This is a genomic window from Brevibacillus borstelensis (genome assembly GCF_036700025.1).
Classification (GTDB): Bacteria; Bacillota; Bacilli; order Brevibacillales; family Brevibacillaceae; genus Brevibacillus; species Brevibacillus borstelensis.
The window spans coordinates 5,302,498-5,315,753 of record NZ_CP144922.1; the positions used below are offsets into that span (position 1 = coordinate 5,302,498).

Below are 13,256 nucleotides of genomic sequence, written 5' to 3' on the forward strand. Positions count from 1 at the left end.
CCCGACCACGCGAGCGTTTTCCTTCTTTCATCCGTATTAAAAGCTGTTTTCAATCACCAATTCATCCAGTCCGAATCGCTGCGTAGGATGGGCAGGAGCGCTCGCCTTGCCCAAAGTAATGATCATCGAAGGCAAGTAGCGGCTAGGAATATTGAAAGCCTGGATCAGCTTCTCTCTGTCGAATCCACACATCGGGCAAGTGTCGTAGCCTTTTGCCTTGGCGGCCAGCATCAGCTGCATGGCTGCCAGGGAAGAGTTGCGGATCGCTTCATCGCGGGCGAGCTGCGGGTTGTCTCGGTATGCGTTCTCGATTTGGCTGATCATCGTGTCGCGCACCTGCTCGCTTACGTAGCCTTGAGCCAAAGCTCCATCGTAAACGGGGCGAGCCGACTTGTCGGCCTCCAGATCAGCCAAAATCACAATCGCTGCATGAGCTTTCACCACTTGTTCCTGACCGTGGGCGATCGGCAGCAGGCGTTCCTTGTGAGCCTGATCCGTTACTACCAGAAAGCGCCAGTGCTGCAGATTCCAGGAGGATGGAGCTGTAGCTGCTAACCGCAGGATTTCATTCAGTACTCCTCTCGGAATCGCTTCATTGGGATCGTACTTTCGGACGCTGTGACGCGCTTCCATAGCTTGCTCAGCAGTGAGTTTCATGTCTGTTTGCATGATATACATCCTCCTTTATTTCATCAAGTAGCAAAGTCAATACTTACTTTACTATAGTTACATACTGCATTTCCAGCCTATTTTTGTATATCTTGCAGTTGTATGTATGAAGGTACGCTTCGCTTTCAGTTTTCAGCTATCCTTGCTATTTCATGCACCGCTATATCTACTTCATTAGGAGGGTTCCGTTATGCCGTTTTCCGAAAAAGTTGTCGTCGTTACCGGTGCAGGACAAGGTATCGGCTATGCTGTCGCCGCCATGTATGCCGCCCGGGGTGCAAGAGTCTGCATTGCCGAAAAAAACCGGGAATTGGGGGAACGGGCTGCGGCAAAAATCAGCCATGCCGGAGGAAACGTCTTTTTTCAGCAAGTGGATGTTAGCTCTCCTGCCGATATTATTCGGCTGATGGAGGAAGTCGCGGAGCGCTGGGGCCATTTGGACATCCTGATTAACAACGCCGGGGTATCCACATGGAAGTCTCCGTATGAGCTGTCCGTAGAGGAATGGGACCAAGTGATCAATACCAATCTCCGCAGTGTCTTTCTCTGCTCGCGGGAAGCCGCACTGTTGATGCGGAGAACCGGCGGAGGCGCGATCGTCAACCTCTCCTCCACGCGCGCCCACATGTCCGAGCCCCACTCCGAGGCATACGCCGCTTCCAAAGGCGGCATTCTTGCTCTGACTCACGCTCTGGCGCTTTCCCTCGGTCCGGACCGTATTCGCGTCAACGCCATCTCCCCTGGCTGGATCGAAACGGGCGACGAAGAAGCGCTCCGTCCGGAGGATCATGAGCAGCATCCCGCCGGCCGCGTAGGACGTCCGGAAGACGTCGCCCGGGCCTGCCTGTTTTTGACCGACGACGAGAACGACTTTGTCACCGGTACCGAGCTCGTCCTCGACGGGGGCATGACTCGGAAAATGATTTATCTGCCTTGACTTCGCTCTCTAACGAACTTCGCTTTCGATTATTTCGTTGAGCCGCCTTTCTCCATATGCAGGAAGGCGGTTTTTCTTTCTATGTACAAATTCTATGGACAAAAATTTCTTCACTCAAATTGAAAAGCCACTCGGCGTAAAACCGAGTGGCTTTTGTTGTGGCTTCTGCTTTTGCTTCTGCTTTTGCTTCTGCATTTGCTTCTGCTTTTGCTTCTGCATTTGCTTCTGCATTTGCTTCTGCCTTTGCTTTTTACATTTGTCCCAACGTTTACCAGGTGCGAATTGGTGGCGAACCAGGCGGATTGTGGGTCAGCTGATCGGCGATCGGAATGCCGTATGCCATCACGATCAGGAAGAGCAGTACGCCCACCCATACCGGCCAGCGTTCCAGAATCCGGGGCGTATGCTGCTCCGCCTCTGTTTCCGCGATCGGGTATTCGGTCTTTCCTTTCGGGGCATAGAAGGTCAGGTAGCCCAGGATCAGGATCAGCAGTACAGCCGCTACGAACAGCAGCCCGCCGCCAAACGCCATGACGCGTTGGTAATCCATCCAGCCGAGCGCCAGCGGATGATCCATGTAGGTGGTATAATCCGTCCGGCGAGGCGTTCCTTGCAGGCCCAAATAGTGCATCGCAAACGACATCAGGAACATTCCCACCGACCAGAATACGGTTTGCACCATCCCCATGCGGTTGGCTGTACGGGTCAATGTCCGCCCGGTCAGCACAGGGATAAGCCAGTAGCTGACACCGAAGAAGGTCAGAGCGACAGCGGCACCTACTGTAATGTGGAAATGGCCGGTGACAAAGATCGTATTGTGTACGACCGCGTTCATCTGGTTGCTGGCGTTGATGATCCCGCCGGCACCTGCCGGGATGAAGAAGAGCATGCCGACGAATGGCGCGAAGAAACGGACATCGGACCACGGCAGCTTTTTAAACCAGCCGAACAGTCCCACTCCTCCCTTTTTCCGCCCCGTTGTTTCAAAGGTGGCGAACATGGAGAAGGCAGTCATCAGCGACGGTACGACAACGATCAGCGTCAAAATGACGTGTATCATTTTCCAGCCTGCGGAAATACCCGGCTCCATCAGCTGATGGTGGAATCCGACCGGCATGGAGAACAGAAGCAGCGAGATAAAAGCAAGCCGAGCGAGCGAATCGCTGAATACATGGCCGCCGATGACGCGCGGAACGCAGACGTACCAGGCGATATACGCAGGCATCAGCCAGAAGTACACCAGCGGATGGCCGAAGAACCAGAACAAGGTACGGCTGAGCATGACGTTAATGCTCGGTGTCCAGCCCAAAGACCAGGGAATAAGCTGGAACAGAACTTCGACAGCAACCGGAACGGTTGCGATCAACCACAGAACAAAAGTCGTGACCGACATGTAGACGAACAGCGGAGACAGCTTGCCTCTGTTTTCCCGTCTCCATTTGCGGTAGCTGCTAAAAATCGCAAACCCGCCAAACCAGCTCCCGACAACCAGGAGCGCAGCGCCGATGTAGAAGTACGGCGACGCCTTCAGCGGCGCGTAAAAGGTGTAGAGAACGGAAGCGTCGTTCGTAACAATCGTCACGACAGCCATTGCCGTCCCGACCGTCATCAGCACCCATCCTGTCCAGCCGAGCCCGCGGGCAGTTCCGTGCAGAGAGCCTCCCGTCGTTTTGGCTACCCCGGACAAGAGGAATCCGATGATGAAATACGTCGTAAAAATAAGTGCCATTAACACTCCGTGCGCGGTCAAAATCTGATAGTAATTCGTCCAACTGGGCAGTTCGACAAGTCCGCCCCGCACCATTCCTTGCAGCATCCCGGCCAGTGCAGCCAAGCCAAACGCCGCGTATGCGACCCAAACGTAAGCGAGACTGAGACGAGCCGTAGGACGGTCGACTTGCGCCTGCCCGATTGTTGTATGATTCATGTTATTCACCTGCCTCTATTTCACAATAATGGTGGTCGCCATCACCTGGTGGCCGGCGCCGCAGTATTCGTTGCACAAGATCAGGTATTCTCCCGGTTTGTCAAAGGTGTAGGATGCAGAGTTGATATGGCCCGGCATTACCATGAAGTTGACGTTGGTTCCCGGTATTTGAAATCCGTGGACGACATCCGGACTGGTGACGTGAAAATTCACCTTGGAACCGACCGGAACTTCCATTTTATTGGGCGCAAAGCCGAAAGCAAACGCCGTCATGTACGCATCGTACTCGTTGTCACTCAGCTTTTTCAGGCCAGGGTTGTCGAACGGAGGAGTTTCTGTCACTTTGGCCGGGTCAATCATTTCCATGTTGCTCGGAGGAGCCATTCCCATCGCGAAGGCGTTCACGCACAGCAGCACGATGAACAATGCGAGGCCCCCTGCTCCCAGAGACAGCCAGATTTTTTCATAACGGTGCAGATGCATCGTTTCCTCTCCCTTCTCATTGAACTTGCTCTTCTATGCACGACCCAGGAATAGTCCGAACACACCAAACCAGCTTAGGAGTATGATTGCGCCCACCAGCAATACAGCGATAAATGTCCCTTTCAGGTTTTGCGACTCCGGCTGTGTCTTTTTCGCCTTGTCGTTTTGGCGCTGCGTATCTGTTCTCGTCTCCACGGCTCACTCCTCCTTTCCTGAAACCGTGACCGGCGTTATTCCTTTTTACGCCTTCATTCTACCCCCCGGCCAGTTGCGGTGTAATTCAGGGAAAACCCCTAAAATGCTCCGGGAACCTCCCGATATTCCCCGATTCCTGACACATTTTGGACATAAGCCAAACCGGATGAAAGGCGCGGAGCAAGCGAGGCAGAAAAGAGCATAAAAAAGGGCAAGCATCTGCGCTTGCCCTTCTGCATTGCTATTCAAAATCAAGCCATCCCTTTTTGATCGCATACCGGACCAGATCAGGCCGGGTACGCAGATGAAGCTTCTCCATGATGTGCGCCTTGTGAGATTCCACGGTCTTGACAGAAACCGTCAATTGCTCGGCAATTTCCTTGTTGCTGAAGCCCTTGGCGATCAGGATCAGGACTTCCTTTTCCCGCTCCGTCAAAATCTCGTATTTTGCCTGCTCCTCGCCGTTTTTCACCATTTGCAAAAATTCCTCGATCAGCGATTTGGTCGCCGACGGATACAGGTACGCCATCCCTTTGGACACGGTCCGGATGGCGGCGATCAGGTCGAGATCGGGAGCGCTCTTTAAAATGTAGCCCGCAGCCCCTGCCTGCAGCACCCGGAACAGGTACTCTTCGTCGTCATGCATGGTCAACACGAGCACCTGGATGTCGGGAGCGGCCTCCTTCAATCTCCCCGTGGCAGAAAGCCCGTTTTCGCCCGGCGGCATGCTGAGATCCATCAAAACCACATCCAGCTTGATTTCCAAGGCCTTGTCAAAAGCCTCTTTCCCGTCTGCGGCATAGCCTACGACTTCCAAATCCGGCTGGGCGTCGATCAGCATGCCCAGACCGGAGCGGACCACGGCATGGTCGTCAGCGATCAGGACGCGTATCCCCATGTTCTGCTTCCCCCTTTGGCAATGGTATGCGAACAATAACAGTGGTGCCTTCCCCGATCGCAGAACGGACATCGACGCTTCCTCCCAGCAGTTGGGCCCTTTCCTTCATCCCGAACAATCCCAGCCCGGAGCCTCTGTGCTCGGCTGCTTCCACGTCAAAGCCGACACCGTCGTCCACGATAGTAACCACCACTTCTTTTTCTCTGTCTTCAAAGACGATACCCAGCTTTTCCGCCTGGGCGTATTTGGCTGTATTCGTCATCGCCTCCTGGACGATGCGGTAGAGAGCTGTTTCCATCGCTGCCTGGTAGCGGCGCCTTGCACCCTGCACATGGAGATCCACGGTGAGGCCAAAGCTCTTTTCCACCCGTTTGATCAGGGAGCGCAGAGCCGGCAAAAGCCCGAGATCATCCAGGGCTGAGGGGCGCAGCTCCAGAGCCATCCGCTTTACCTCTTCCATCGCTTTGGCGGTCATTTGCTGGACATCCGCGACATGCCGTTTCATCGCCCCGCTCAGCTTGCTCTGTCCAAGGACGTTCAAGCCGACAAGAATGCTGTACAAAGCCTGCCCTACGCCATCGTGAAGCTCCCGGGAGATGCGTTTCCGCTCTTCCTCCTGAGCCTGGATGACGAAATTGGTCAACTTATGCTGGTACCGTTCTTTTTCCGCCCGCTGCTGATCAGTCATGTCGCGGAGGATCATCACCATTTTGCCTGGCGCCCCTTCCGGAAGTCTGGTCGAACTGGCAGCCACGGGATATTCCCGGCCCTCTTTTGTCCTGAGCCGCATCTCAAAGGAAGGCATTTGCGAGCGTTTGAAAAAGCAGTCTGTACAGGTGCTCTCCTCCTGACATGTCGCCATGCCCAGACATACTTCGCATATATGTTTTTTCCCGACCAGTTCGTCCTGCGACCATCCGGATATCCGTTCCATAGCGGCATTGACGGTCACGATCATCCCGCTGTGATCGACGACGAGAACAGCATCGCTGATGTTCGTAAAAATCGACTGCAGCAGCGAGACGGTCTCTTGAGACGTACCCCGTTCTTCCTTCCACGCGTTCACCTTGTTCCTCCTCGCAGACAAACATCCATATTGCTATTGTAGGCTGTGGGCCGGGGAAAGTGTATCAGGGAATTCCCTTAACCTCCGCCCTCCATCCACCTGTTAATGGGACTGGAGGCACGGTTTATGCACCGGGCGACGCTCCACTGTCTTGCCTAAGCAAAAACTGGGCGGCTTTCTTTGCGGGAAAACATGAGCAACCCGGCACCTCCTTCCTTGCACGCCATATAGCTGATAAAAACAACTGTGCGTTGGCACACCGGGGGAGCTATGCATGTCAGGGAATCAAGCAATCTGGCTGTTTACTGGAGCCGCTACTCTGTTTTTGGTCGGAACCGATGTCTTTATCATGTCGCCGCTGCTGCCTGCTATATCCGCTGAATTTGGTGTGACACCGGCTGCCGCGGGCTGGCTGGTGACGGTCATGGCGGTCATGTATGCATGCGGCTCTCCCTGGGCCGGTACATTATTTGACAGGCTTCAGGAAAGGCGCAGCTATGTATTGGTGGCAGGATTAGTCTGTTTTGCGCTTGCCAATCTGGGGACAGCGCTTGCCGACAGCTTTCTGCTACTGCTCGGCAGCCGGTTGGCAGCCGGACTTTCGCTGGCCGCTATCGCCCCTTCCGTCTACGCCTTTGTCAGCGGTCTCGCTCCTGCCAACCGGCGGGCGGCATGGCTGTCTGTTGTCGTCTCCGGCAATCTCACCGGCTTGTGGGTCGGTACGCCGCTCGGCACTTTGCTTGCAGGCTGGGAAGGCTGGCGCTTGCCGTTTCTCTGTATAGCCGCAGGAAGCTTGCTGCTTGCACTCCTGAATGGGCGCGTATGGCCAAAGATGCGGAAAAACACTCTGATGCCCCAGACAAAGCGCCGCCCTCTCTGCGATGTCCTGCGCTCTGTCGTGGTAACCATATTGTGGTCGATGGCGATGTACGGGGTGTATACCTTTTTGGGAACGGCCCTTGCCCAGCAGAACGAGTTTACGTCCGCACAGCTTGCCGTATCGCTGACGGCATACGGAGTCGGAGCGATGCTGGGGAGCTTGAGCGGCGGAAGGCTCGCCGACTGGATTGGAGAGCGTCCCGTTTCTACTGCCAGCCTGCTTGTGCTCGTCCCCTTTCTATCTCTGGTCGGTACGCTTCCCTCGTCAAATTGGCTTTATCCGCTCCTGTTTCTGTGGGCGTTGGTCGGGTATGCCTTCGTGCCGTCCTACCAATCGCGCTTGTCCAATGAGTATCCGGGCGAAACGGGCAGAATCATGTCCTGGAACATTACCGGCATGTACATCGGGATGACGCTCGGTTCTTATTTGGGCGGACCGGTTTATCAGCTATGGGGGTTTACTGCGCTGGCGCTGATTTGCGGAGGATTTGCGCTGGGGGCCGGAGTGTTGAGCCTGGGATTTGTAGGCAAACAGGTGAGGAATGCGCCCCCTGATCACCTATAAAAATGAAATCTGTTTTTCTGTATTTTGCGTGTTATAATTTAGCAAATTCTTTTCGAAAGAAGGAAGATCGATGAGCGAGTTACATAATATCACGATCAGAACACTCGGACCAGAAGATGCCGAACGATTCATAGCCTTGCGCCTGGAGGCTTTGAAAGCAAATCCGGAAGCTTTCTCGACCACCTATGAAGAAACGATCCAGGACAAAAACCTGTTGGACACATGGAAAACCCGCTTGACCCCCACCCTGGATTTGTTCACGATGGGCGCATTTGTCGGCGATACCTTGGTCGCTGTAGCCACGCTCAAACGGGAAACGTATGTAAAACTGCGGCACAAGGCTTCTCTGGCAGGCGTTTACACCACCCCTGCCCAGCGCGGGAAGGGCATCGCCAAAAAGCTGATTTCAGCCATTATCGAGAAGGCAAAAGAGCTGGACGGTCTTGAACAGATCAATCTGACCGTAGCCAGCGACAATGAGGCTGCGCGCCATCTCTACCTCTCCTTGGGCTTTCAAGTATTCGGCACGGAAAAGAATGCCCTAAAGCAAAACGGCGTTTATTCGGACGAAGACTACATGGCTTTAGCCCTGTAGCCCTTGTATGAAAAATCGATGTTGCAATCACCGATCTTGCTTCTTGCACCATTTTCCGAAACTATTTTCTGCGGCCTCCGCATTCTCCATCAAATGGAAAAAATGGGGTGGGATGCATGGAGCTGTTTATCTTTGTGTTTGAATTTATCGGCAATACTGTCGGCATGCTCCTCAGCAAAGATCGTGCCTAGCTGGCGGGGTTTCAGTGCCTAACTGATCCGACTCAAAAACCGTACCGGGAAGCCCTCTCAGCCCCAAAAAGAAAAGCGGGCCAGCATGACAAGCTGGACCGCTTCTTTGTTTTCACTCTTATTTTTTCGGCTCCTCAGCTGCCGCCGGCTCCACGGTCACCAGGTTGTCAGCCGGCTCCACGACGATTTTCTCTGCCACGCCCTGCGGAATGGCGCTGCGGGTCAGCTTTGGACTGTAGAAAGCAAACACTTTCGCATCCTTTTTCAGATCAGCGATCGCAAGCGCTTTGTTGCCATCTGTAGTGACAATCTTCGTCTGGTCGTTTACGAGCAGGTGGATCTTTTCAAACGAATTGTCGGTCAGACGCTCGCCCTCGACAGCGATTCGCACTCCGCCATCCTTGTTGTCCTCGACACTGGCGACAGACCCGAATGTTCCGAGAACGTCCTCGGTCTGCATGCTGTTCTTGATGACGATCTCTTTCGCCGCCGTTTGCGGCGGCAGGCTCATCGCCATGAATTTCTCGTGGACAACCTCGATTTCCATGCCCAGCTTCAAGTCTGCTGCCTTGGCTTCCTTGCCGTCCGCTGTGACGATTTTCGTTTCATCCGCTACATGCAGCAGGATGCCCCGCTGATAGCCATTCAGCAAAATCGATACTTTGCCGTCCGTGTTGCGGATACTGGTGATCGTTCCCGCCTTCTTTGTATAATCCTGCTCCTCTTCTGCCGCAACACTGACAGAGTTTCCGGACACCTGCACCGGTGTTTGCAAAATTTGCTCCACAAAGGCGACCGGCACATAGGTGTTGCCGTTAATCAGCTTTGGCGTCGCTCCCACCGATTTGTACATGCGGGCAAAGGGATAACGGTCCTCGCCAGCTTTGGCATAGCTCCAAACGGCCCCCTTTTTCACTTCAGCCGCTTTGGTCTGGCTGTTCCAGCTTACTTCATATCCGAGCGACTCCGCTACTTCCCGAAGCGGTACCAGAATCGTCTGTTGCTGCTTATCGTCAATGGCGAGCTTGCCAATTTCCTGTCCTTTTACCTGTACGGACAGTTCGCGTACGGGCTCAGACGTAGCGAATGCGCTGACTCCATTCATCGTGAGGACTGCTGCTGCCAACAAAGTTATGGAAACAGATTTCATTTTTTTCATGCTGTCATCTCCCATTCATCTCTTGTTTGGATGTTGTCCTGCTATTGGGACGACAGCAAAGAAAAAAACGTTTCACGATTTTTGAAAACGGAGTGTTTATAGTTCAAGCTTCTCCCCTGATTTAAGGGTTTGCCACGCCCTGCGGAGCCCGCGGATACGGCACATCCGGCTTGCCGGCGGGATTGTTGTACAGATAATCGGGCACCTTGCCCACGACGAGCGCTTCCGTGATCGGGATCTGGGTCACTACCGTTTTTTCCTCGGTGGCAAAAGGGATGACAATCCTGAGCGTAACCTCCACCTGGATGTAGACCGTGACCAGCACCATGTTGATTCCGGCCTGCTTCATCCCCGTCTCCAGCCTGGTCTTTACCGAACCAACCGGGACAAAAGAGACAGGGATTTCAGGACCGTAATGCTCGAGAAACACGCTTTTGGTCGCCAGGCCAAGCGGGACGGTAATCTTGACGTTCTCCTCCTCGAACTCCTTCATCCGGTTTTGAATCCGGGTGGTCGTTTCCCCCACAATCCGGGCGTACTGTTCAAAATTGAAATTCATCGCCTTGACGTTTCCCTCGTTGTCCTTTTCCATGACGATAATTTCGTTGAAGTCCACTCCCTGCTGGGTCAGCCGCTTGGTAACCACGTCCGTGATCGCGAGCTTCGCCACCTGATCCGCTTTCTGGGTCGCAATCAACAGCAAGGTCGGTTCGATCCGTTTCTCGACGATCACGAACAGGACCATAAACGCGATAAGCAGCGCGACAAGCGTCAGGAAGAATCGTCTCCCCCTCCGCCGCCAGCCTCCTTTTCTATAGCGAACCACGATTTCGCTCTCTCCCGGCTTTTTGACATCTGCCTTGCAGAGGGATCAGGAACGCACTGTCCCTGCAGTCGATTTGTTCGCTGGGCGCGGACGTCCGCGCCGCAGCACACCTCCCATACCCGCGACGAATGTAGGTATGCCGGCCGCTACGATAATCAGTGCCCAATCGCGGAAGTACAGATCGGTCGTTTTGAAAATCGGCTGCAGCGCATCCAGATACACGACCCCAAGCACGAGCACGATCGAGGAAAGCACGGCCCATACAAGATACTTGTTTTCAAAAATATTGCGATGGAAAACGCTGTGCTGGCTGCGGCAGTCAAAGACGTGGATCAACTGGGCCATGACGAGTGTGACAAATGCGACAGTCTGCGCGTGGACGAGGTCATCCGGGTTCTCCCGCCAGGTCAGCCAGAAGGCCAGAAGCGTCATGAGGCCGATCAAAAAGCCGCGGCTGACAATCTTCCATCCCAATCCCCTGGCGAAAATGTTCTCGTGCTTGTTGCGCGGCCGCTGGTACATCGTGTCTGCCTCGGGCGGATCGACCCCCAGCGCCATCGCCGGCAGCCCATCCGTCACCAGGTTCACCCAGAGAATCTGGATCGGCACCAGGGGCAGCGGCATCCCCAAAATCATGGCGAAGAACATGACCAGAATCTCACCCACGTTGGAGGCGAGCAAATAGCGAATAAATTTCCGGATGTTGTCGTAAATGTTGCGGCCCTCTTCGACCGCAGCAACGATCGTGGCAAAATTGTCATCACGCAAAACGAGATCGGCGGCTTCCTTGGTCACATCGGTACCGGTAATCCCCATGGCAATCCCGATGTCTGCCGTTTTGATCGCAGGCGCGTCGTTTACGCCGTCGCCAGTCATCGCCACTACATGCCCGTTGCTTTGCAAGGCGCGGACGATCCGAAGCTTGTGCTCCGGCGAGACCCGGGCATAAACCGCGACCCGCTCGGCCCGTTCGGCCAGCTCTTCATCGGTCAATCGATCCAGCTCGCGCCCCTCCATGATCTCTCCGTAGCCGCGCATCAGCCCGATTTGGCGGGCAATCGCCTCAGCGGTAATGCGATGGTCGCCGGTAATCATCACCGTCTTGATGCCTGCTTGATGACACAGATTGATCGCCGGGCGCACTTCCTCGCGCGGCGGGTCAATCATGCCCGCCAGTCCGACAAAGATCAGGTCGGTTTCCTTTATTTCGGCCGATTGACCCCTGCGATAGCCTTGCAGCGGCTTGTAGGCGAATCCCAGGACCCGCAAAGCCTGGGCGGCCATTTCCTCTGTCTGGTCCAAAATCCGGTGGCGCATCGTGGCGGACAGGGGCTGCACCTGGCCGTTCCACATGATGTGGCTGCATCTGGAAAGCAGCGCTTCCGCCGCCCCCTTGGTCAACAGGACATAGCTTCCGTCGCTTTTTTGCTCCACGACCGACATCATTTTGCGGTCGGAGTCAAAAGGCAGTTCGTCTACGCGAACACCCTCCTGACGCCCTTTGCCTGTCTCCGGATCGAAGCCGAGGCCCTTGGCCGCCAGTACCTTGAGTGCGCCTTCCGTAGGATCTCCCACCACCTGCCACCGCTTCACCGCTTTCCCCATGCCAAGCAGTCTGCGCGCCTTCTCCTCTTCGCAGGAGAGCTGGGCGTTGTTGCAGCGCTGGGCGATCTGCAGCAACTGAACCAGCGCCTGATCGCGGTCGGGAGCAATTTGCTTGCCCTGCAGAAGAAAGGCGCCATGCGGCTCGTAGCCGCTGCCGGTTACCTGATAGGTCGTGTTGCTATGCCAGATGTGGGTGACAGTCATTTTGTTCTGCGTCAAAGTTCCTGTCTTGTCGGAGCAAATGACTGAGGCACATCCAAGCGTTTCTACGGACGGCAGCTTGCGGACGATTGCGTTTCGCCTGATCATCCGCTGTACCCCCAAAGCCAAGGCAACAGTCACGATGGCCGGCAAACCTTCCGGGATTGCGGCGACCGCCAAACTCACACCGGCGAGAAACATCGTAAACAGCTCATGACCATGCCATACCCCTGCTCCGATCACGACCAGCGTGAGCAGAACGGCGACGACTACGAGGATTTTCCCCATTTGCTCCAAGCGGATCTGCAAAGGAGTCTCGGCTATCTCCGCCTGATTCATCATATGGGCGATCTTTCCGATCTCGGTATCCATTCCTGTGGAGACGACCAGCCCTTGCCCGGTCCCTCCGGTCACCATCGTGCCCATGAATGCAAGGTTTTTCTGGTCTCCGAGCGGCACCGCATCATCGGACACAGCCGAGAGCGCCCCCGCGGTTTTGGAAACCGGAACAGACTCCCCTGTCAATGCCGACTCCTCGATCTCTAGCCGATTGGCTGAAAACAGACGCAGGTCAGCCGGGACCCGATCCCCTGCTTCCAGCAGCACCAGATCGCCGGGAACGAGCCGGGATGCCGGGATCAGGAAAAGCTGGCCGTCGCGCATCACGCGGGCCATCGGGGAGGCCAAATCCTTTAAGGCCTGCAGGGACCGTTCTGCCTTGGCTTCCTGAATAAAGCCCAGCACCCCGTTAATGAAAATGATGGCGATAATCGTGATGGCATCGAGATACTCTCCGAGAAAATAAGAAATCAACGTGGCAACGAACAGAATCAGCACCATGAAATCTTTAAACTGGTCAAGCAAGACCGTAAACAGCGGCTTGCGCTTGTTCGCGGCCAACTGGTTGGCGCCGATCTTGGCCAGTCTGCGCTCCGCTTCACTCTGGGACAGTCCTTCTCTGGCGTCGCTGTTCAGCGCTCTCGTCACATCAGCAGCCGCAAGCGTGTACCATTTTTGATTGGGCCTTGTGTCCACCTGAATCTCCTCCATCCCGTTCACA

General features: G+C 55.0%; 12 protein-coding genes. 3 read left to right on the forward strand and 9 right to left on the reverse strand.

Annotated features, from left to right (window positions below):
- Window positions 1-36: 36 nt before the first annotated feature.
- A complete protein-coding gene (locus V5G20_RS25455) occupies window positions 37-669 on the reverse strand; it encodes a nitroreductase family protein (RefSeq protein ID WP_024983324.1) in 633 nt (210 codons plus the stop codon).
- A gap of 190 nt (window positions 670-859) precedes the next feature.
- Between V5G20_RS25455 and V5G20_RS25460 the strand changes: the two genes are divergently transcribed.
- On the forward strand, window positions 860-1,606 hold the full coding sequence (locus V5G20_RS25460) for an SDR family NAD(P)-dependent oxidoreductase (protein WP_122958074.1): 747 nt from the start codon (window positions 860-862) through the stop codon (window positions 1,604-1,606).
- Between the two features lie 268 nt (window positions 1,607-1,874).
- On the opposite strand, the gene V5G20_RS25465 is transcribed toward V5G20_RS25460, so the two are convergent.
- From V5G20_RS25465 to V5G20_RS25485, 5 genes are all read right to left on the reverse strand, one after another.
- Window positions 1,875-3,533, reverse strand: coding sequence for a b(o/a)3-type cytochrome-c oxidase subunit 1 (locus V5G20_RS25465; protein WP_003389896.1), 1,659 nt, complete (start codon window positions 3,531-3,533; stop codon window positions 1,875-1,877).
- A gap of 15 nt (window positions 3,534-3,548) precedes the next feature.
- Entirely contained in the window at window positions 3,549-4,016 is a 468-nt protein-coding gene (locus V5G20_RS25470) for a cytochrome c oxidase subunit II (protein ID WP_003389897.1), read from the reverse strand.
- A 33-nt stretch (window positions 4,017-4,049) separates the two neighbouring features.
- Entirely contained in the window at window positions 4,050-4,211 is a 162-nt protein-coding gene (locus V5G20_RS25475; protein WP_003389898.1) for a hypothetical protein, read from the reverse strand.
- Window positions 4,212-4,452: 241 nt separating this feature from the next.
- On the reverse strand, window positions 4,453-5,109 hold the full coding sequence (locus V5G20_RS25480; RefSeq protein WP_338462709.1) for a response regulator transcription factor: 657 nt from the start codon (window positions 5,107-5,109) through the stop codon (window positions 4,453-4,455).
- On the reverse strand, window positions 5,084-6,175 hold the full coding sequence (locus V5G20_RS25485; protein WP_171505965.1) for a PAS domain-containing sensor histidine kinase: 1,092 nt from the start codon (window positions 6,173-6,175) through the stop codon (window positions 5,084-5,086). Before V5G20_RS25485 ends, V5G20_RS25480 begins: the two co-directional genes overlap by 26 nt.
- A 274-nt stretch (window positions 6,176-6,449) precedes the next feature.
- On the opposite strand from V5G20_RS25485, the gene V5G20_RS25490 reads away from it, so the two are divergent.
- Window positions 6,450-7,619, forward strand: a complete 1,170-nt coding sequence (locus V5G20_RS25490) for an MFS transporter (RefSeq protein WP_327970002.1) — start codon at window positions 6,450-6,452, stop codon at window positions 7,617-7,619.
- Between the two features lie 70 nt (window positions 7,620-7,689).
- Window positions 7,690-8,214, forward strand: a complete 525-nt coding sequence (locus V5G20_RS25495) for a GNAT family N-acetyltransferase (RefSeq protein WP_152562223.1) — start codon at window positions 7,690-7,692, stop codon at window positions 8,212-8,214.
- 309 nt (window positions 8,215-8,523) lie between these two features.
- Here the strand turns inward: V5G20_RS25495 and V5G20_RS25500 are convergent, their stop codons facing one another.
- The 3 genes from V5G20_RS25500 to V5G20_RS25510 all read right to left on the reverse strand — a co-directional run bounded on the left by V5G20_RS25500 (window position 8,524) and on the right by V5G20_RS25510 (window position 13,246).
- Window positions 8,524-9,564 carry a copper amine oxidase N-terminal domain-containing protein gene (locus V5G20_RS25500; RefSeq protein WP_171505962.1) on the reverse strand — a complete coding sequence of 347 codons (1,041 nt, stop codon included), beginning with the start codon at window positions 9,562-9,564 and terminating at the stop codon, window positions 8,524-8,526.
- Window positions 9,565-9,685: 121 nt separating this feature from the next.
- Window positions 9,686-10,390: a sporulation protein YunB gene (yunB, locus tag V5G20_RS25505; RefSeq protein ID WP_024983318.1), complete on the reverse strand. Its 705-nt coding sequence runs from the start codon at window positions 10,388-10,390 to the stop codon at window positions 9,686-9,688.
- A gap of 45 nt (window positions 10,391-10,435) precedes the next feature.
- On the reverse strand, window positions 10,436-13,246 hold the full coding sequence (locus V5G20_RS25510; protein WP_194247071.1) for a calcium-translocating P-type ATPase, SERCA-type: 2,811 nt from the start codon (window positions 13,244-13,246) through the stop codon (window positions 10,436-10,438).
- Window positions 13,247-13,256 lie beyond the last annotated feature (10 nt).

Coding starts and splice junctions, on each gene's coding strand:
- V5G20_RS25455 (WP_024983324.1), bottom strand. CDS start 669: ATGCAAACAGACATGAAACTCACTGCTGAGCAAGCTATGGAAGCGCGT.
- V5G20_RS25460 (WP_122958074.1), top strand. CDS start 860: ATGCCGTTTTCCGAAAAAGTTGTCGTCGTTACCGGTGCAGGACAAGGT.
- V5G20_RS25465 (WP_003389896.1), bottom strand. CDS start 3,533: ATGAATCATACAACAATCGGGCAGGCGCAAGTCGACCGTCCTACGGCT.
- V5G20_RS25470 (WP_003389897.1), bottom strand. CDS start 4,016: ATGCATCTGCACCGTTATGAAAAAATCTGGCTGTCTCTGGGAGCAGGG.
- V5G20_RS25480 (WP_338462709.1), bottom strand. CDS start 5,109: ATGGGGATACGCGTCCTGATCGCTGACGACCATGCCGTGGTCCGCTCC.
- V5G20_RS25490 (WP_327970002.1), top strand. CDS start 6,450: ATGTCAGGGAATCAAGCAATCTGGCTGTTTACTGGAGCCGCTACTCTG.
- V5G20_RS25495 (WP_152562223.1), top strand. CDS start 7,690: ATGAGCGAGTTACATAATATCACGATCAGAACACTCGGACCAGAAGAT.
- V5G20_RS25500 (WP_171505962.1), bottom strand. CDS start 9,564: ATGAAAAAAATGAAATCTGTTTCCATAACTTTGTTGGCAGCAGCAGTC.
- V5G20_RS25510 (WP_194247071.1), bottom strand. CDS start 13,246: ATGGAGGAGATTCAGGTGGACACAAGGCCCAATCAAAAATGGTACACG.